The following is a 17,731-nucleotide window of genomic DNA, read 5'->3' on the forward strand; positions in this document are numbered from 1 at the left end:
TGCTATTAGAGAGATGCTCTCAAGATTGCAAGAACGTCTTCTTTATTCAGCTTTTTAAAGTTGCCGAACTCGCCATTAGCCATTGCTTTATCAGCAATCAGGTCAATCTTCTCGTCTGTGATGTCATAATCAGCAAGGCGGCTTGGGGCGCCTAAGCTGCTCCAGAATTCGCTTAACTTATCAATTCCTTCTAATGCGATATCACGATCTGATTTTCCTTCCGGGTCTACATTGAATACACGTTCAGCCACTTGTTTAAAGCGTCCAACATTTTCATCCAGCGTATGTCTCATCCAGTTAGGGAAAAGGATCGCGAGTCCGCCGGCGTGCGGAATGTCATAAACAGCTGATACAGCATGCTCAATATTATGAGTAGCCCAATCGCCGCGGTATCCCATTTGCAGAGATCCGTTTAATGCAATTGTGCCTGAATACAGAATGGTTTCGCGAAGCTCATAATTTTCTAAGTCATTCATCAGCTTAGGAGCTGTTTCTATAACTGTTTTTAAAGTAGCTTCACAGAAACGATCCTGCAGCGGAGTGTTTTTCGTATGGTGGAAATATTGTTCAAACACATGGGACATCATGTCCACCATGCCATAAACTGTTTGGTCCTGCGGAACTGTATACGTGTTGACAGGATCTAAAATAGAGAATTTCGGGAATGTCAGAGGACTTCCCCATCCGTATTTCTCTTGAGTTTCCCAGTTCGTGATAACAGAGCCTGCATTCATTTCAGATCCAGTTGCTGCTAATGTGAGAACTGTTCCAAAAGGGAGAGCTTCCGTCGGCATATGTTTTTTCGTAACAATATCCCAAGCATCTCCGTCATATTTGGCTCCTGCAGCGATAGCTTTTGTACAGTCAATGACGCTTCCTCCGCCTACGGCTAAAAGAAAGTCGATGTTTTCGCTTTTAGATAGGTTTACGCCACGTTTTACAGTCGATAACCTTGGATTTGGTTCAACTCCTGCAAGTTCAAACACGTTCGCTCCGATTTCCTCAAGCTGCGCAAGAACTTTGTCATATAAACCATTACGCTTAATGCTTCCGCCACCATAAACAAGGAGAACATTTTTGCCGTATTTAGGCACCTCTGTTTTTAGCTGTTCAAGCTGATCTTTACCAAAAATTAATTTAGTAGGATTATGGTATGTAAAATTTTCCACAATCATCGCCTCCTTACTTTGTATAAATTAAGTATGACCTTTTTTCGATTATTTTTGCAAGAAATGCGCTTGGCAAACTCTTTTTGAACAGCATGAATAATTTGACCGGTATCTTCACATTCTATGAGTGCATTCACATATTTAAAGGAGGTAACAGCATGAGCGCATTACAGCGAATTGCACTTGTACTTACTATTATCGGAGCGATAAACTGGGGTTTAATCGGTTTCTTCCAATTTGATTTAGTAGCTGCTATTTTCGGCGGCCAGGACGCTGCATTATCTAGAATTATCTATGGACTAGTGGGAATTGCAGGTCTTATCAACCTTGCCATCCTCTTCAAACCTGCAGCTGAACTCGGCCGTACAGAACCAAAACCGGAAGCACGATAAAGAGTAAGCACCGGATTTTAATCCGGTGCTTTTTTTATGCAAAAAAAAAGAATCCATCCAGCAGGATGCATCCTTTTCATGTTCTTATTTATTTGTTTGTTTAGACTGCTCGATCCACTCTTCTAATTTTTCTTTAAGAGTGTTGAAACCTTGTGGAGTTTCATTAGAATAAGCAGGAGTTGCTTTCATTGTAGCTTGACGCTTTTTAGGCTTTTTAGGAGCTTCAGTTTGTGCTGGAGCTTCTTGAGTTGCACGAATTGAAAGGCTGATTTTTCCAGCTTGCTCGTCAACTGAAAGAACTTTTACTTGAACTTCATCGCCAACTTTTAATTGCTCGTTAATATCTTTAACAAAACCGTGTGCGATTTCAGAAATGTGAACTAAACCTTGTGTTGATTCATCTAATGCTACAAACGCTCCGTAGCGTTGGATTCCTGTTACTTTGCCTGTGTGAACAGAACCTGTTTCGTATTTTGTGCTCATGGTAACACTCCTATATAAGTTGTATTTTTCTCGTTTAATATACGCAATTTAAAACTATATCATATATCTCCATTTTTTTCAATGAAGTTTTTTATTTATGTCAAGCATTTGAGCTCTCAGAAGATTGTCACTTCTTCTTTTCCATCAGCCAGCAATTCCGGTAAGCGCCTTCATGGAAAAGTCGTTTTGGCAGCAGTTTTACTTTTTTGAAACGCACTTTTCATAGCAGCGAATGGCACGCTCGTTAGTTGTCAGAGGATCCATGACCAATCGATCTGCATGAGCAAGCAGGCAGGAGGCCATCGCACCAATAACCTGCTTACCAAGTCCTCTGTTCCAACATTCGGGCTCACCTATGAATTGATCCATTCCAAGGACAACTCCATTTACATACCCGTACAGTTCACGTTCTTCCTCACTTATTTCATAAAATTGCAGATATCCAATCGGGATATCATCATAGGCTATGATACATCTTACGGTTTCGTTATTCCGATCATAAAATTTCTTTTCAGCCATTGCCAGTGAAAACGGTTTGTCCCTTCCCTCATAAAACTCCAGTACCCTGTTGTCAGAAAGCCACTTTGCCAATAAAACGCTATCCCTTCTTTCTAATTTACGTACTGAAAGCCTGTCAGTTTGAACCAGCATTTTGAACGCCTTCTTTTCATTGGAAAAACCGGGCTGAAAGTGCCCGGTTCAGGTTATGAAAATGGATACATGTCATTTGAGAATATATCTGCTTTACTGGTAAATAATCTTCGATGAATAATTTTGCTGATCGATTCTTAGTTCAAAAATGTCAACAGAACCATCCTCATAGAAAAATTCTAATTTCACGTTATTTTCATCATATTTTTCACCTAGCTTATACAGCTTATTGGAAAGTGTTTGATACTCGGGAGCTTTATTTTGTATTTCACGTTCAAATTCCTCTTTTGACGGAGTCCCTTCTTCCTTATAAAGGAGTTCATAAGCAGTGTCTGTATCTCCCTTAACAATTGTATACATATATAGTCGTATCACATCGGCAGGCTGGAGTTCATTTAGTGCTGTTTCGTTTCCATCATCCTTAAATGAAAGGTAGGCATTGTATATTCGATTTGATAAAGGAAACAAACTGAATTCTCTGCCTCCGTAAAACGATACTGCCGGACTTAAGCTTTCTGGTACTGTTACCTTATATTGCTGATATTCTTCTATTGTATTAAACCTAAAATTCTTCTCTTTTAAATAATTGTAGAATTCGGATACGGCAGCCGCGGTTTGACTATTTGGATCCTTTTCCATGACATATTCCATTGCCGACTTCCATTCCTCCTTCAAACGATTCTCTTCATCGATTGCAGGCGAGTTGTTAAGTCCTTTTAAGAGCAAGAACAGCCAAAATTCATACCGCTCTTTTAGCTTTTCACCATATTTAAAATTCGGATTTTTATTAATAAAGTCTTCTAATGCAACTGTCCGATCTGCAAGCTCCTGCGGTGTAATACTGACAGCACCGTCTTCTGTCACCTGAGCCTGATTTTCCATTTCAAAATACTGCTGCATTTGAGCGCTCGGCTTTAGTTCCGCTTCCAATAAACGCAGGTCAGACTGAAAGTTAATCATCCCTTCCCCTTCATGGTAAAAACGATACCCGCTGTCTCTGATCTCTTTTACGACTGGACCAGCTTCAGGGTCATCTGTGCCGGAACGATTCAATTCGTCTGCAAAAGCAAACACATCTGTATATTGTAAGTTTTGTGAGACGGCCAGCCATTTTTCAAAGTAATATTCATTCATCATACGCTGTTTTTCAAGCAAACTGATGATTTCTTCATCTTTTATTTGCTGTCCTTCTTCAGCTTTCGCACGCAAATTTCTAAGCTGCTCACTTGGAACTGCGACATTTTGCCGAACCGTCTGCTTTACTTTATTGTAGTAATTTTCAAGCTCCTGCTTTGATTTAAAAGTATCTCTTTCCTCAAAATCAGCTGCAGCTTTTTTGGCATCTTGTATAAAAGCATATTGTTCAGGATCAGCTATACTGACTTCTTTATCAAAAGCCGACAGATGATCATCATACAGCTGTCTGATTTCTTCATGCCTTGCTTCAATTTCTTCAGCTGAAGGAGGCACTGCGGCTGCTGGAGGCTGGTCCCCTGTTCCTCCATTACGGTGCTCTTTTTGCATTAAAAGCTGTGTTCCTAAAAGTCCTGCTATAATCAAAACGCCAATAAAGCTTGCGGCATATAAGGTTTGTGCCGAGAAAAAGCTCCGCTTCTTTTTCTGTTCTATTTTAATTCGTTCCATAATTTTATCTGAAGAAGTCTGCACAGGCAGCTCCTGGTAGGATTGTTTTAAGTTCGATAATCTTTGCTCAAAGATTTGATCATCCATGAGTTTCACCTTCTTTCTTCTCGTGCTCCTCCAATAACTTCTTAAGCATCGCTTTTCCTCTTAAAATTCTTGTTTTCACAGTAGATAACGTGATTGACATGATTTCAGCAATCTCTTCATATTTAAGCTCATGAAAAAAATAGAGGACAATTGGAATTCTGTATTTTTCATCAAGTTTTTGAATGCATAGATGAAGAGTCCTGTCTTCTTCATTTTGAAGAACATGAGCTTCAACCTCCGGATAATCATAAGCAGGCTCGTTTTGAATTTTAAAGATCTTTTGCCTATTAGACATTCGTTTTCTTGCAGCATCGCGCGTCACATTCAAGGTTATTTTATAAAGCCATGTTGAAAATTTCGCTTTTGAAAATTGATCAAGAAAACGGTACACTCGTATAAATACTTCCTGTGTAATATCATCTATATCATCGCGCCGGTTACCCAGCTGATAAGCAAACTTTTCAACAACTGGAGTGTATTTCTCAACAAGCTCTTGAAACGCATTCATATTGCCTTTTTTTGCTTTTAAAACCAACTCATCATCGTTCATGTTCTGCCCTCCTTCTGACATCTATGAAACGTGAGCTAATGACTATTTGTTTCAATAAAAAGCTTTAGAATTTAGAAGCAGAATAATGTAAAAAAGAGGTTTATCCCTTAAAAAAAGGGGAATACTATTAGCGTATAAGCTTTCTAGTATTCCCCCCTTTTGTTTTTTGGACAAAACCTTAACGGTTTTGTCCATTTTTTTATGAATGCCTACTGAAAATTCTTCATAAAAATAGAAATTCTTCTTAATGCCTCTTGCAGCTGCTCTAAGGAAGATGCGTATGAGCATCTGATAAAACCCTCTCCGCTTTCTCCAAAAACATGCCCAGGCACAACAGCTACCTTTTGTTCAAGCAGCAGCCGCTCAGCAAATTCTTCTGAACTTAGTCCAGTATTTACAATGGACGGAAACGCGTAGAAAGCTCCTCCCGGCAGATGGCAAGGCAGCCCGATTTCATTAAGAGTCTCAACGAAATAATTTCTTCTCTGCCTGTAGCTTTTTTTCATTTGTTCGACATCCTGCAGTCCGTTTTTCAGGGCTTCGATTGCTCCAAACTGAGCCATTGTTGGAGCGCACATCATTGAGTACTGATGAATTTTAAGCATAGCCTGAGACAGTTCAGCTGGAGCAGCAATAAAACCAAGGCGCCATCCAGTCATCGCAAAGCCTTTTGAAAAGCCTGATATTAAAATCGTCCTTTCATGCATTCCCTGTAAACTTGGGAAGCTGGTATAGGCCTCATCATATGTAAGTTCAGCATAAATCTCATCAGCTAAAATGAGTAAATCGTGCTTTTCAGCCATGTTAGCGATTTGTTCGAGCTCCTGTTTGTTTAACACAGCACCTGTAGGATTGCTTGGCGAGCAGAGCAGCAATGCCTTTGTACGGTCTGTAATCGCCGCTTCTATTTGTTTTGGCAGAAGTTTAAACTGATCTTCTGCCTTAGTATGCAGCGGTACAGGCACCCCTCCTGCAAGCGATACTAATGGTCCATAAGAAACAAAGCACGGTTCCGGAATCAGCACTTCATCTAAAGGATTTGTGATTGCTCTTAACGCAATATCCAAAGCCTGACTGGCTCCTACAGTAACAATAACTTCATCCTCATAGCGATAAGAAACATTGAATTTCTTTTGCAAATATCGGACAATCTCCACTCTCAGCTCTGCAAGACCTGCATTTGCTGTGTAGGAAGTAAAGCCCTGCTCCAGCGATAAGATGCATGCTTCTCTGACATTCCATGAAGTGACAAAATCCGGTTCTCCGACTCCAAGCGAAATAACACCTTCCATGCCAGCCGCAAGATCAAAGAACTTGCGGATGCCGGAAGGCTTTAATTGTGAAACGGTTTTAGATAGATACTTCTCTTGTGTCATGGAGACACCACTATTCGTCTGTCTTCATCATCCTGCTCGTAAATTTTGCCGTCATGCTTGTATTTTTTCAAAATAAAATGAGTCGTTGTTGAAAGCACGGAATCAAGCGTAGATAGCTTATCTGAAACAAAATGAGCAACCTCTGACATCGATCTGCCTTCAATCACAACAGATAAGTCGTAAGCCCCTGACATGAGATAAACAGATTTCACTTCATTAAATCTGTATATCCGTTCTGCAATCGCATCAAAGCCTGTTCCTCTTTTTGGCGCGACCTTTACATCAATCATCGCTGTTACACCTTCATGGCCATCAACTTTGCGCCAGTTGACAGTTGTCGAATAATCAATAATAACCTTTAGTTCCTCAAGACGTTTAATCGTTTCAATCGTTTCTTCCTCTGACAGCTGCACCATTTTGGCTATTGCAAGAGGAGTCAGCCTGCTGTTTTCCTCTAAAAGCTCAAGTATTTCCGTTTCCTTTTGAGAAAGCTTCATTTCGTCGTCCTCCTTCTATCCATTAAGAATGTTCTGATAATTATAGCATGAACAGGAGAAAACAGACATGGGGGTTCTCCGTTTTTTTTCTTCAAAATACGGGTAGATTTTACATGAGTTATTTCGGGATTCAAGGTTAAAATAACAGAAACTTTCACGGCAAATATGCTGATAACCGTCAGCTTTTGTCAGCTTATACGAATTCATGTCTATAGGGGAAATTCAGAATAAATGCTGGAGTGAATGACTATGGTGACTTTTGAAAATAAACAGGAATTTAAGATGAAGATACAAGGCATTCATGTTCATTACGAGCTCTATGAGAACGCTGGAAAACCTACAATGGTTTTGATTCATGGCTTTCTTTCTTCTACTTTCAGCTACCGGAGGCTGATTCCGTATTTAAGAAATGAGTATAGAATTATTGCTGTTGACCTGCCTCCTTTTGGACAGTCGGAAAAGTCGATCGCATTTGTTTACTCATACCGCAATATGGCTAAAGTCGTCATCGAGCTTTTAAAAAATCTTCATGTGGATGACGCCATTCTTGTAGGACATTCAATGGGCGGGCAAATTTCCTTGTACGCTTCAAAAGAAATGCCTGAAATGTTCAGAAAGGTTGTCCTTCTCTGCAGTTCAGGATATATGAAAAAATCTCATCCATCCCTTATTTTCGGCTCATATGTGCCTTATTTCTACCTTTGCATTAAACATATTATGAGCCGTCAGGGAGTATGGAAAAACCTTTGCAATGTCGTTTACGACCATTCTTTGATTGATCAGGAAATGATGGATGGCTATATTCGGCCGTTTTATGATGACAGGATTTTTATGGCTTTATCACGTATGATTCGTGACCGTGAAGGTGATTTATCTGCAGAAGATTTAAGAAAAATTGAAACACCGAGCCTGCTCATTTGGGGGCAGGAAGATAAAGTCGTTCCCGTACAGATCGGTGAACGCATGAACAAAGACCTTCCAAATTCTCATTTCTTTTCATTGAAAAACACAGGACACTTAGTTCCCGAGGAGCGTCCTGATTTTGTATCGGAGCGGATCTTCGAATTTTGTGTATGACATACGAAAAGCGGAGTCGCCAGTTTAGCGCAGGCAGACAGATAAGGCTTCGCCAGTAAAGGCGCTTTTTGCCTTTACAGACGGATCCGTTCTGGCCGAGGGGCTAGGAGGTGAAGCTAGACATCAAAGCGCAAAACTTTTTACTTTCTTATCTTAAAACAAAAAATGCAGCAGAGAACGGCCGATTACCGTTCACAAGCTGCATTATTTTTTATAAGAAGCAATTCTATAGCTATTTTTTCACATTCTTTTAAAGGAATGATTTCTTCAAACGAGAATTCATATATAGCCTGAATTTTTCTGGACAAAGGTGGATACGCTTCTGAAACGTGAACAGCCTGCAAAACATCGAATACTTCTGTTTCATAAGCTTCCTCACCGTAGTTAAGCGGATCCCACTTATATAAAATTTCGAGCATCTGCTCATTAGCCTCTTTCATTTCCACTTAAGATCACCCATCCATTTCATTTGCATAGCTATTTTATCATAGATATGATTAAAGAAAAGCGGAATCGCCCGTTAATGCACACAACCAGCAAAGAAGGAGTGTTAAAATGAATCCTTTTGATCAGAAAACTGACAGATACAATACTCAATCCGTTAAGTGGGATTACACGGAGGAAATTTTCGGCATTAAGGATGTTCTGCCTATGTGGGTGGCGGATATGGATTTTAAGGCTCCGAAACAAGTAGTTGCAGCTCTTGCAGAGCGGGCATCCCATGGTATTTTCGGATATACATCTACAGGGTTCGGAGCCAAAAAAGCCGTGCAGAATTGGATGGAAAAACGCCACAGCTGGAACATCACGCAAGAATCAATTGTTTTCAGTTCAGGTGTTGTGACAGCTTTAAGCATGGCCATTCAATCACTGACAGATCCCGGAGACAGTGTTCTCATTCAGTCTCCTGTTTATCATCCTTTTTTTGACATGACCGAAAAAAATAACCGGACCATCATTAATAATCAATTAAAACTTGTGCAGGGAAAATATGAGATTGATTTTGCAGATCTTGAAGAAAAGCTATCAGACCCTGCAGTTAAACTTATGCTTCTTTGCAATCCCCATAACCCTGGCGGCCGAGTCTGGTCTTCAGATGAATTGAAAAAGCTTGGCGAATTATGCGCTGCCCATCATGTTATCGTAGTTTCAGATGAAATCCACTCGGATTTAATGCTGTTTGGCCATAAGCACGTGCCATTTGCCTCCATTTCAAAGGAGCTTGCCGACATATCCATTACATGCATGGCTCCAAGCAAAACATTTAATCTTGCAGGTCTGCAATCATCTGCGATTATTATTCCAAACAAGGATCTTCGCACGAGATATGAGGATTATCAAAAGAGACAGGGTTTTTTCACCTTGAATACATTCGGCATTACAGGCATGGAAGCTGCTTATACTTATGGCGCTCCCTGGCTTGAAGAGTTAACAGCGTATTTGGAAGGCAACGTCAATACGGTCACTTCCTTTATTGCAGAAAAACTGCCGGAGTTGAAGGTGATTCAGCCGGATTCCACCTATCTTGTTTGGATTGACTGCAGAAGCCTCTCAAAAACAGATGCGGAATTGAAGGCATTATTGCTTGAAAAAGGAAGACTTGCCCTTGAAGAAGGCACTAAATACGGGCCTGGCGGTGAAGGCTTTGTCCGCATGAATATTGGCTGTCCCCGTTCAGTTGTTCTTGAAGGCTTAACACGCCTTGAAAAAGCATTTTCTTAAAGCAGCAAAAGCCATAACCGGGATTATGGCTTTTTTAACCTGTGATCCGGTTTAATTAAGCGCGTCATTTTGACAGCACATCCCCTGGGTATAAATTGAAACATATTGAAGTATATTGAATTTTTTAATGGTATAATGTATTCAGAATATTGTAAAGGTGTCGAATCCATTGACCATGACAATTGAATCGATTAAAGAATTAATTCTGCATATGACATTCATTCTTTTTCCTGTATTTATATATCAAACCGCATGGCTCAGCAGGCCTTTCAAATCGCCCCCCAGCCGAAATAAAACACTTATTTATTTGCTTTGTGCACCTTCTGCTATTCTTTGCATGACCTACCCGCTTCATATTATTGACGATTTAAGTTTTGATCTGCATTCTATTCCCATCGTGATCAGCATTTTATATGGAGGGCCCCTGTCTGGCGCTCTGGTCATTCTCACTGTATTTGTCTACCGGTTTTATACAGGCGGATATTGGCTGATGCTGAGTCTGATTACCATCCCTTTCTATATTATTCTTCCTTACTATCTGCAAAGAAAATGGTTTTTCTATAATAAACAGCGCAAAATGATGTTCATCCTGCTGACAGCAACGATTAAAACCGCAGTCACATATTCTGCATTATATGTAACTGGAACTCTTGGTCTGACTCCTATGATTTTCTCCGGAAGCAATATGGTCATTTTATCGCTGGGCTGGCTTTTCCTCCTATTTGCATTTTTTCTCGCACAATACGCCATTGAATACATTCGTGAAAACGCAATGATGCGTTATCAGATCATCAAAAATGAAAAACTCTCAATCATAAGCGAGCTTGCTGCCAGTGTTGCTCATGAAGTCAGAAATCCATTAACGGTAGTAAGGGGTTTCATTCAATTGATGGGTCAGGAACTGCAGGAGAACGAACATAAAAATAAGGATTATTTCGAATTAGTATTATCAGAGCTTGATCGGGCTCAGGATATTATTACCGATTATTTAAATTTAGCGAAACAGCAATATTTTGAAAAAGAGAAAGTTTCTTTATCCTCTTTGCTGATTGAAGTCGATCAATTAATGCGTTCCTATGCCAACTACAAAACGGTCACAATCGAAACAAAAATCAATTCTGATTTAGTCGTTTATGGTGATAATCCGAGATTAAAGCAAGTGTTTATCAATCTATTAAAAAATGCAATTGAAGCTGTCCCTGATCTAGAAGGACAAGTTTTCATAAGAGCCTATTCTTCCCATGAATACATCAGAATCAAAATTTCTGACAATGGAAGCGGAATGACCGCAGATCAGCTTGAACGATTAGGGGAACCTTACTTTACCCTGAAGGAAAAAGGAACCGGTCTTGGGTTAACTGTCACATTCTCCATCATTCATCACCACGGGGGAACGATTCGATATCAGAGCTCCATTGGCGAAGGGACAACTGTCACTGTATCTCTGCCGATTCAGTCAGATGCTGAATAGTTCGAATGTTTCTTTCATTTTTATAATAAACTGACCATAGAGACGAGAAGTGACCAGACGAAAAGAACATGAGGAGGGGTTTTTTCTGAAGAACCGATTCATGCTGATTTTTCTGCTTACCTTATGCTTATTGACCGCAGCCTTTTTTATCCCGCAGAAAATGGGGAACGGCGCACAAGCGATACCAAATGAAGAAATGCAGCAGGAAGCTTCCCTTGCGATTGACACGATTCAAACACTTCATTTTAATTCCTTTCAGCGTGCTCTTTCCCTGAACGAGCAAGTGCTGAGCATCAAAGAACAAAAAGGCTCTGATCAGAAATGCTATGAAACGACTGTACAGTTTTATACATTTTTTGGACTGCCTTTCTCAAAAGTAAAAGCAGACTGTAATCAAATCGCTGAAATAAAGTAAAAACGGCCGAATAAGGCCGTTTTTACTGTTTAGGATTATTTTTTTTCTTCAGCTGGTTTTACTTCCTTCTTATCAGGACGTTTTCCTTCTTTTTCTGTAATTTCACCGCAAGCGATGCGTGCTCCTGAATCTCCAGATGGCTGAGTCATCCCGTCATCCTTGAGGTCAGTAATAATCAGCGTTGTTCCCTCTTTCATTAACAAAGAGTTTTTCGCATCTTTTTTCAGCGTTACGGCCGGTGCAACAATTTCCGCTTCAACCAGTCCGTCTTCATCTGCAATCAGATTCTGCAGATCACCTGCATGCGATCCTTCTGGATGCAGCAGACCGTGCTGCTTTTCATCAGGATTGAAATGATTGCCTGCACTTTTAAATTCAGGCGCCTCGCATTTTGCATTTTCATGTATATGAAAACCATGCTCTCCAGGCGGAAGACCCTCTAAAACCAATTCCAGCTTTATGCCTTTAGTCTGTTCGGAGAGTTTCACCGTCCCAAGTGAATCGCCGCTTGCATTAAACATTTCTACATCTACTTTTGTCGGTGCCTCTTCCATGCACCCGCTTAAGAATGAAAGGAATAAGACTGCCGGAACGATACGTTTTTTCATTGTTCCCTCCAGAAATATGTACTTCTTACCATTTTCGGCATACGGTGGATATTTTATTCTGGAAAATAAAAATACCAACCCCGATATTGGAATTGGCTTTTATCTTACAATTTATTTTTATGAGCGGCTTTAAGGTTTTGTTCGAACTCCTCCGCTTTCAATTCTTCTTTTTTCGAGATTTTTTTAATAAGCATGAACGCTGCTACAGCAGCAACAAAAAAGATGAACATCGTAATTCCAGCTGGAAGATACTCAGACTTGTCTTCAGGAAAATAGAGAAACAAACCAAATATGAAAGCGTTTAACAAAACGATCACTCCTTACCTTTATCCACTTAACTATAACAAGTTTTAACCACAAGCTCCACTCCTGTCACAAAAAGTTCGCATTAATTGGTGGTATAATTAGAAAAGTGGAACCGACCGTTTAGCTCCGAAAGACAGATAAGGATTCGTTCTGGCCGAGGAGTTGGGAGGTGGAGCTAAACATAAAGAAAAGCGGAACCGCCTCGCTGGCACTTCAAGGCGAATGATACATAAATCTTAAACTGAAATCTGTACACATTATGATTAAATAATTCTCAAAAATAAAAATGGGGATTTGCACCAAATAAAAACAGGAGGCATAAAAATGAGAGAAGAACTTTTTATAGGAGATATCGTGACAGGCATCTATAAAACAGGGAAATATATCGGAGAAATCACGAACATTCGACCGGAGCATTATTTAGTAAAAGTGAAGGCCGTCATTAAACATCCGCTCCAAGGAGACTTGCACATGCCAAAGGAAGCCGAGGTCCCGCTCTTTCATGAACGCAGAGCACTTGCAGAGAATGAGCAAACCAATATACCAAAGAGCATGGTCCGTAAATATGAAGGCATCATCCCTTCTTATCAGGAATCTCTGGGCAAAGCAGTTGCCGAACTTGAAAATGATTTAGCGGAAGATTCAAGACCATGGGCTAAAATGTCACTTGAGAAAATCCAGGTGTTAAAAGGAGATTACTTTAAGTAATAGGATCTTTTGTAAAACATTGCTGCTAAAAGCACAGCCAAATAATAATAAGCCAAATCACGTGTAAGGTGATTTGGCTCTATGTTGCAAATTTATTCATGACTTTTGAAAAATCAATTCGGTCTCCGATTGTCGTCGGCGTTGGTTTTTCAAGATATCGTTTATCATTTTCGACAAGGTTATAAATATTGCAGGTGGTCAGTGCATCGTCTAATGCGCAATGATGCCTGCCTGTTCCCTTTTTTCCATACTCTTCAACCGCTTTCCATAAACCTGTCTGATTTCTGTCCCCAAAAAACTTTTTGTATTCCATTGATAAATCTCTGAACTTGCCGCTGAAAGGGAAATCAGCGTTGTTCTTCTGGCAATTTTGCCTGAGTACCTTCATGTCCATATTTCCCCATGTAACGACGGTAGTCTTCGGATAATCTCCAAACTCCTTCAAGATCGTGATCAATTCCTGAAAGGAAATACCTGAGTTAACCTGTGCTTGAGAAATGTTCAAAAATGATTTGCAGCGATTTGATAAAAAGGGAAACTGAACTGGCCTTACATAAGAGGAAAATTGTTTGTGAGCGGTTTGATTGATGACGGAGACGATTCCTACTTCGATTATTTCCGGATAAAATCCTCGCGGGTTAGCTTTTCCTTCTGGCATGGTGAATTCAAAATCAATAAAAATTAATTGATGGTGATCTGCCATACGAGCCCTCCTTTCAACTCATTTTATACATCAAAAAAGAAATTTCCTTTTTATTACTATTATATCACCAAACTGGAAAATATAGCTTTATTTTTCTAAAAATAATGAATATTGCTCAGTTATTATTTCTAAAAACGAAAGGATTGATTTATAATATTAAGGGACACGAAATATATTGCTGGGGTTTTATACTAAAGAAGGTGTTTTTTATCTCAATTCAGAAAAGAAATTTTTTAATCATGTGGGCAGCTAACTTTTTTGTTGCGGCAAGTGCGACCATGATTATGCCCTTTTTGTCTTTATACTTGAGCACATTTGGCGATTTTTCTGATGACTATGTGCGCAAATGGGCCGGCTACGTATTTGGCATCTCTTTTTTAATGGCTTTTCTTGTCTCTCCTCTCTGGGGAAGATTTGGAGATAAGTTTGGCTATAAAAAGATTTTGCTCATTACAGGGTCCGGAATTGCTACAAGCATTCTTTTAATGGGGTTCGTAAATTCCGTTCATGAGTTATTTTTGCTGCGGCTGTTGATGGGTGCTGTTACTGGATTTATTCCAACTTCTCTTGCTTTAATTTCAGCACAGACTAAAAAGGAAGTCGCAGGACGCACACTTGGCACCCTTCAGATGGGGACGGTATCAGGAGGATTATTCGGACCGCTTATTGGAGGTCTTCTCGCTGACCAGTTTGGTTTTACCTACACCTTTTTCATAACAGCAGGCGTTATTTACATATCAGTCCTTCTTGTTGCTTTTGGTATTAAAGAAGCACCTTTAAGAGGAAAAGAAGAAAAAAAGAAATCATACACAAGGAAACAAGTTCTTCAGCATATTTTTAAATCTCCTCTGCTCTTGACGATCATGTTCTTAACTCTGCTTGTTCAAATCGGCAACTTCAGTATTCAGCCACTGCTGGCTCTTTATGTGAGCGAGCTTCATGGTCCAGTCAATCTGGCCTTTTTCTCTGGACTGGCTTTTTCTGCAACTGGTGCAGGCAATTTACTGGCATCAAGGAGATGGGGATCTCTTGGCGACCGGATTGGACATGAAAGAGTCCTGATTGGACTTTTGATTGCCTCTGTCTTCTGCTTTATTCCGCAGGCGCTCGTTCAGACTTTATGGCAGCTGATGATTTTCCGTTTTCTATTCGGCATGGCGATTGGCGGAATCATCCCTTGCATTACCGCATTTATCCGCCAGACAGCACCTGTTGCTATGCAGGGAGAGGTCCTTGGCTATAATGTCAGCTTTAAGTTTCTGGGGAATGTTATTGGTCCTGTTCTTGGCGGAGTCATAGCAGGAAGCTTCGGAATCTCTGCCGTTTTTTATGTTACAGCCGGATTATTTCTATGCAGTGCGATTCTATTATGGAAAAGCCTGCGCAGTGAGCAGAAAGCTCTTGCAAAAGCAAGCTGAAGACACGCTCTCCAAACTGGAGGGCGTTTTTTGCTGCTACTTACAGGAAATATCTTCTATCTCCTTCCATCTGGTGGTACTATAAAGTGTACACAATAACCTATAAAGCGAGTGACAGCATTGCGTTCAATAATTGGCTGGATAAGCCTGATCATCATGGGCCCCGTTCTTATGTATTTATTTTTGATTTCCGGGGATGAAGTAAAAAATGTGAAAGCTGTATCAACAGTTTTAGATGAAAAGCTCCCATTAAAAGAAATTCCTCTAACACAAAATAGTTTTATCGTTGATCAAAACGGCGCCCTCGTTTCTGAAATCATCACAAATCAGGAAAACCGGACGTATGTGCCTTTTGATAAAATCCCTGAAGCTGTCAAAACTATTTTCATCGTTTCAGAGGATCAGAAATTCTATGAACATATTGGATTTGATCCTGCCGGAATGGCGAGAGCGGTCCTGATTAATGCCAAAAGCCAATCGATCGAACAGGGCGGCAGCACAATTACCCAGCAGCTTGCCCGCAATGTCTTTTTATCTCACGAAAAAACCTATAATCGGAAGCTTAGCGAGCTTCTGTACTCTTATCACATAGAGAGAACTTTTTCAAAAGAAGAAATTCTTGAAGGATATTTAAACGCAGTCTATTTTCATAACGGGGTCTACGGGGTTCAAATGGCAAGCAATTATTACTTCAGCAAGCCAATCGACAAGCTGACGCTGGCACAAATTGCGTTCATCAGTGCCATTCCGAATAATCCGGCATTATATGATCCAATCAAGCATTTTGAACATACAAAGAAAAGGCAGCTTCTGCTGCTTAAAAATCTTTTAGACGGTGAATATATCACTGGGGAACAATATAACTCTGCTTCAGCAGAAAAAATCAGGTTAAATCTGCAGCATCGGACTGACCGATATCCCGACTACGTCACCTATGTACATGATGAACTAAAACGCCTTATTGCTGAAAATGAAGGCTACACAATAAGAGCAGCCGATGCAGGCAAGGAAGAAAAAGCTGTAATTGAAGAAGAGCTGAATAATAAAGTGCATGAAGTTGTAAAAAAAGGCGTGATCATCCATACAGCTCTTGATCCAACCATGCAGGCGAACATGAACGATGCTTTTAAAAATCACCTGAGCGATTCTTCTGTTCAAGGAGCTGGTGTGGTCATTGATCATCATGCTCATCAAATAAAAGCCTTATACGGAGGCCAAGATTATCAAAAATTCAATTTCAACCGGGCTTATCAGGCATACCGGCAGCCGGGTTCTGCAATAAAGCCTTTGCTCGATTATGTTCCGTATATAGATGTGAAAAATGCTTCTGCATCATCCGTGATTAGTGCAAAATCTTTTTGTAAAAAAGACTATTGCCCCAAAAACTATGATGAGAAAACATATGGAAATGTGACGCTTGAAACAGCTTTTAAAAAATCGTACAACACACCTGCAGTCAGAATGCTTGATGAAGTTGGCATTGAAAAAGGATATTCATATTTAACGCCGTTCGGTTTCCAGGCTGTAACGGAAGCTGATTACGTTCTGCCTTCAGCAATCGGCGGCTTCACAAAAGGATTTTCACCTTTAGAGCTTACACAAGCTTATTCGGCTTTTGCAAATGACGGTGTTTTCAACAAAAGTCATGCCATTGTCCAAATAACAGATTTGCAAGGGAACTCTTTATACCAATGGAACGAAGAACCTTTAAGAGTGTGGAAAAGCACTACCAACAATGAAATGAGGAAGCTTTTATCGGCTGTCACATCAAGCGGGACCGGAACAAAAGCAAAGCATTCTGCTCCATATACAGGCGGCAAAACAGGAACAACAAATGACTTTATGGATTTATGGTTTGTCGGTTTAACCGACCGCTATACAGCCGGCGTGTGGATTGGGAAAGACAAATCAGCCAGCATAGAGAAGTTATCCAAATCTGCTCCACAGCAGCTCATCTGGCGTGATATCACTAAAAATTGATCGTTTTAGATTGTTTATTCGTGGAATAGAAAAGATAAAGCATGTAATTGAGGGTGAAATCATGAAAAACAGGAAAGTTCTATTGTTTGATGGTGTGTGCAATTTTTGTAATGGGACTGTGCAATTTGTTTTAAAACACGACAAAAAAGCTGTTTTTAAGTTTGCCTCCCTTCAGTCTGATGCGGGACAGCAAATTCTTGCTGAAAACAGCCTCCCCTTGAAAGACTTTGATAGCTTCGTTTACGTCGATGGGGATAAGGTTTACCTCAAATCTACTGCGGCTTTGCACGTATTAAAGGAGCTCGGAGGTTTATTCAGGCTCTCCTTTGTATTAATAGTCATCCCCCGTCCTGGCAGGGATTATGTTTATAGCATTCTTGCCAAGAACAGATACAAATGGTTTGGAAAGAAGGATGCCTGCACCCTTCCTTCTCCAGAAACAAGAGAAAGATTTCTATAAGAGAAGCCCCCCGG

General features: G+C 40.2%; 20 protein-coding genes. 9 read left to right on the plus strand and 11 right to left on the minus strand.

Features of this window, described 5'->3' with window-relative positions:
- Positions 1 to 5 precede the first annotated feature (5 nt).
- The gene (locus tag E2R53_RS14055; RefSeq protein ID WP_133312400.1) at positions 6 to 1,169 is read right to left on the minus strand and encodes an iron-containing alcohol dehydrogenase; all 1,164 of its coding nucleotides are present in this window, start codon (positions 1,167 to 1,169) and stop codon (positions 6 to 8) included.
- Positions 1,170 to 1,327: 158 nt separating this feature from the next.
- Here E2R53_RS14055 and E2R53_RS14060 point away from each other — a divergent pair, with 158 nt between their 5' ends.
- On the plus strand, positions 1,328 to 1,561 hold the full coding sequence (locus E2R53_RS14060; protein ID WP_029566094.1) for a DUF378 domain-containing protein: 234 nt from the start codon (positions 1,328 to 1,330) through the stop codon (positions 1,559 to 1,561).
- A gap of 84 nt (positions 1,562 to 1,645) precedes the next feature.
- On the opposite strand, the gene yugI is transcribed toward E2R53_RS14060, so the two are convergent.
- From yugI to E2R53_RS14090, 6 genes are all read right to left on the minus strand, one after another.
- Positions 1,646 to 2,044 carry a S1 domain-containing post-transcriptional regulator GSP13 gene (yugI, locus tag E2R53_RS14065; RefSeq protein ID WP_133312401.1) on the minus strand — a complete coding sequence of 133 codons (399 nt, stop codon included), beginning with the start codon at positions 2,042 to 2,044 and terminating at the stop codon, positions 1,646 to 1,648.
- A 198-nt stretch (positions 2,045 to 2,242) separates the two neighbouring features.
- Positions 2,243 to 2,695, minus strand: a complete 453-nt coding sequence (locus E2R53_RS14070) for a GNAT family N-acetyltransferase (RefSeq protein ID WP_353653480.1) — start codon at positions 2,693 to 2,695, stop codon at positions 2,243 to 2,245.
- 93 nt (positions 2,696 to 2,788) lie between these two features.
- On the minus strand, positions 2,789 to 4,426 hold the full coding sequence (locus E2R53_RS14075; protein WP_133312402.1) for a hypothetical protein: 1,638 nt from the start codon (positions 4,424 to 4,426) through the stop codon (positions 2,789 to 2,791).
- The gene (locus E2R53_RS14080; protein WP_133312403.1) at positions 4,419 to 4,976 is read right to left on the minus strand and encodes an RNA polymerase sigma factor; all 558 of its coding nucleotides are present in this window, start codon (positions 4,974 to 4,976) and stop codon (positions 4,419 to 4,421) included. The genes E2R53_RS14075 and E2R53_RS14080 overlap by 8 nt, the downstream gene beginning before the upstream one ends.
- A 209-nt stretch (positions 4,977 to 5,185) precedes the next feature.
- Complete coding sequence (locus tag E2R53_RS14085) at positions 5,186 to 6,352, minus strand: aminotransferase (RefSeq protein ID WP_133312404.1); 1,167 nt, start codon at positions 6,350 to 6,352, stop codon at positions 5,186 to 5,188.
- The gene (locus E2R53_RS14090) at positions 6,349 to 6,849 is read right to left on the minus strand and encodes an Lrp/AsnC family transcriptional regulator (RefSeq protein WP_133312405.1); all 501 of its coding nucleotides are present in this window, start codon (positions 6,847 to 6,849) and stop codon (positions 6,349 to 6,351) included. The genes E2R53_RS14085 and E2R53_RS14090 overlap by 4 nt, the downstream gene beginning before the upstream one ends.
- A 249-nt stretch (positions 6,850 to 7,098) precedes the next feature.
- Here E2R53_RS14090 and E2R53_RS14095 point away from each other — a divergent pair, with 249 nt between their 5' ends.
- Positions 7,099 to 7,926: an alpha/beta fold hydrolase gene (locus E2R53_RS14095; protein WP_133312406.1), complete on the plus strand. Its 828-nt coding sequence runs from the start codon at positions 7,099 to 7,101 to the stop codon at positions 7,924 to 7,926.
- Between the two features lie 185 nt (positions 7,927 to 8,111).
- Here E2R53_RS14095 and E2R53_RS14100 read toward each other — a convergent pair whose 3' ends face one another.
- Positions 8,112 to 8,366, minus strand: a complete 255-nt coding sequence (locus tag E2R53_RS14100) for a DUF1871 family protein (protein WP_133313063.1) — start codon at positions 8,364 to 8,366, stop codon at positions 8,112 to 8,114.
- Positions 8,367 to 8,481: 115 nt separating this feature from the next.
- Here E2R53_RS14100 and E2R53_RS14105 point away from each other — a divergent pair, with 115 nt between their 5' ends.
- The 3 genes from E2R53_RS14105 to E2R53_RS14115 all read left to right on the plus strand — a co-directional run bounded on the left by E2R53_RS14105 (position 8,482) and on the right by E2R53_RS14115 (position 11,534).
- On the plus strand, positions 8,482 to 9,648 hold the full coding sequence (locus E2R53_RS14105) for a MalY/PatB family protein (protein WP_133312407.1): 1,167 nt from the start codon (positions 8,482 to 8,484) through the stop codon (positions 9,646 to 9,648).
- A gap of 175 nt (positions 9,649 to 9,823) precedes the next feature.
- Entirely contained in the window at positions 9,824 to 11,119 is a 1,296-nt protein-coding gene (locus E2R53_RS14110) for an ATP-binding protein (protein ID WP_286166273.1), read from the plus strand.
- Between the two features lie 49 nt (positions 11,120 to 11,168).
- Positions 11,169 to 11,534 carry a hypothetical protein gene (locus E2R53_RS14115; protein WP_133312409.1) on the plus strand — a complete coding sequence of 122 codons (366 nt, stop codon included), beginning with the start codon at positions 11,169 to 11,171 and terminating at the stop codon, positions 11,532 to 11,534.
- Positions 11,535 to 11,569: 35 nt separating this feature from the next.
- Here the strand turns inward: E2R53_RS14115 and E2R53_RS14120 are convergent, their stop codons facing one another.
- Positions 11,570 to 12,142, minus strand: coding sequence for a superoxide dismutase family protein (locus tag E2R53_RS14120; RefSeq protein ID WP_133312410.1), 573 nt, complete (start codon positions 12,140 to 12,142; stop codon positions 11,570 to 11,572).
- A gap of 104 nt (positions 12,143 to 12,246) precedes the next feature.
- Entirely contained in the window at positions 12,247 to 12,459 is a 213-nt protein-coding gene (locus E2R53_RS14125) for a hypothetical protein (protein WP_375142574.1), read from the minus strand.
- A 313-nt stretch (positions 12,460 to 12,772) separates the two neighbouring features.
- Here E2R53_RS14125 and E2R53_RS14130 point away from each other — a divergent pair, with 313 nt between their 5' ends.
- Entirely contained in the window at positions 12,773 to 13,156 is a 384-nt protein-coding gene (locus E2R53_RS14130) for a kinase-associated lipoprotein B (protein ID WP_133312412.1), read from the plus strand.
- Between the two features lie 79 nt (positions 13,157 to 13,235).
- Here E2R53_RS14130 and kapD read toward each other — a convergent pair whose 3' ends face one another.
- Complete coding sequence (kapD, locus tag E2R53_RS14135) at positions 13,236 to 13,859, minus strand: 3'-5' exonuclease KapD (protein WP_133312413.1); 624 nt, start codon at positions 13,857 to 13,859, stop codon at positions 13,236 to 13,238.
- Between the two features lie 239 nt (positions 13,860 to 14,098).
- On the opposite strand from kapD, the gene E2R53_RS14140 reads away from it, so the two are divergent.
- The 3 genes from E2R53_RS14140 to E2R53_RS14150 all read left to right on the plus strand — a co-directional run bounded on the left by E2R53_RS14140 (position 14,099) and on the right by E2R53_RS14150 (position 17,717).
- Positions 14,099 to 15,277, plus strand: coding sequence for an MFS transporter (locus tag E2R53_RS14140; protein WP_133312414.1), 1,179 nt, complete (start codon positions 14,099 to 14,101; stop codon positions 15,275 to 15,277).
- A 111-nt stretch (positions 15,278 to 15,388) separates the two neighbouring features.
- Positions 15,389 to 17,257 carry a transglycosylase domain-containing protein gene (locus tag E2R53_RS14145; RefSeq protein ID WP_133312415.1) on the plus strand — a complete coding sequence of 623 codons (1,869 nt, stop codon included), beginning with the start codon at positions 15,389 to 15,391 and terminating at the stop codon, positions 17,255 to 17,257.
- A gap of 61 nt (positions 17,258 to 17,318) precedes the next feature.
- The gene (locus tag E2R53_RS14150) at positions 17,319 to 17,717 is read left to right on the plus strand and encodes a thiol-disulfide oxidoreductase DCC family protein (protein WP_133312416.1); all 399 of its coding nucleotides are present in this window, start codon (positions 17,319 to 17,321) and stop codon (positions 17,715 to 17,717) included.
- Positions 17,718 to 17,731: the final 14 nt, after the last annotated feature.

It is taken from the genome of Peribacillus frigoritolerans (genome assembly GCF_004358755.1).
In the GTDB taxonomy this organism is placed as follows: Bacteria; Bacillota; Bacilli; order Bacillales; family Bacillaceae; genus Bacillus_P.

Bases quoted from the DNA above. Each gene is read 5' to 3' on its own strand.
- E2R53_RS14060 (WP_029566094.1), top strand. From the start codon at position 1,328: ATGAGCGCATTACAGCGAATTGCACTTGTACTTACTATTATCGGAGCG.
- yugI (WP_133312401.1), bottom strand. From the start codon at position 2,044: ATGAGCACAAAATACGAAACAGGTTCTGTTCACACAGGCAAAGTAACA.
- E2R53_RS14070 (WP_353653480.1), bottom strand. From the start codon at position 2,695: ATGCTGGTTCAAACTGACAGGCTTTCAGTACGTAAATTAGAAAGAAGG.
- E2R53_RS14075 (WP_133312402.1), bottom strand. From the start codon at position 4,426: ATGGATGATCAAATCTTTGAGCAAAGATTATCGAACTTAAAACAATCC.
- E2R53_RS14080 (WP_133312403.1), bottom strand. From the start codon at position 4,976: ATGAACGATGATGAGTTGGTTTTAAAAGCAAAAAAAGGCAATATGAAT.
- E2R53_RS14085 (WP_133312404.1), bottom strand. From the start codon at position 6,352: ATGACACAAGAGAAGTATCTATCTAAAACCGTTTCACAATTAAAGCCT.
- E2R53_RS14090 (WP_133312405.1), bottom strand. From the start codon at position 6,849: ATGAAGCTTTCTCAAAAGGAAACGGAAATACTTGAGCTTTTAGAGGAA.
- E2R53_RS14095 (WP_133312406.1), top strand. From the start codon at position 7,099: ATGGTGACTTTTGAAAATAAACAGGAATTTAAGATGAAGATACAAGGC.
- E2R53_RS14100 (WP_133313063.1), bottom strand. From the start codon at position 8,366: ATGAAAGAGGCTAATGAGCAGATGCTCGAAATTTTATATAAGTGGGAT.
- E2R53_RS14105 (WP_133312407.1), top strand. From the start codon at position 8,482: ATGAATCCTTTTGATCAGAAAACTGACAGATACAATACTCAATCCGTT.
- E2R53_RS14110 (WP_286166273.1), top strand. From the start codon at position 9,824: ATGACAATTGAATCGATTAAAGAATTAATTCTGCATATGACATTCATT.
- E2R53_RS14120 (WP_133312410.1), bottom strand. From the start codon at position 12,142: ATGAAAAAACGTATCGTTCCGGCAGTCTTATTCCTTTCATTCTTAAGC.
- E2R53_RS14130 (WP_133312412.1), top strand. From the start codon at position 12,773: ATGAGAGAAGAACTTTTTATAGGAGATATCGTGACAGGCATCTATAAA.
- kapD (WP_133312413.1), bottom strand. From the start codon at position 13,859: ATGGCAGATCACCATCAATTAATTTTTATTGATTTTGAATTCACCATG.
- E2R53_RS14140 (WP_133312414.1), top strand. From the start codon at position 14,099: ATGTGGGCAGCTAACTTTTTTGTTGCGGCAAGTGCGACCATGATTATG.
- E2R53_RS14150 (WP_133312416.1), top strand. From the start codon at position 17,319: ATGAAAAACAGGAAAGTTCTATTGTTTGATGGTGTGTGCAATTTTTGT.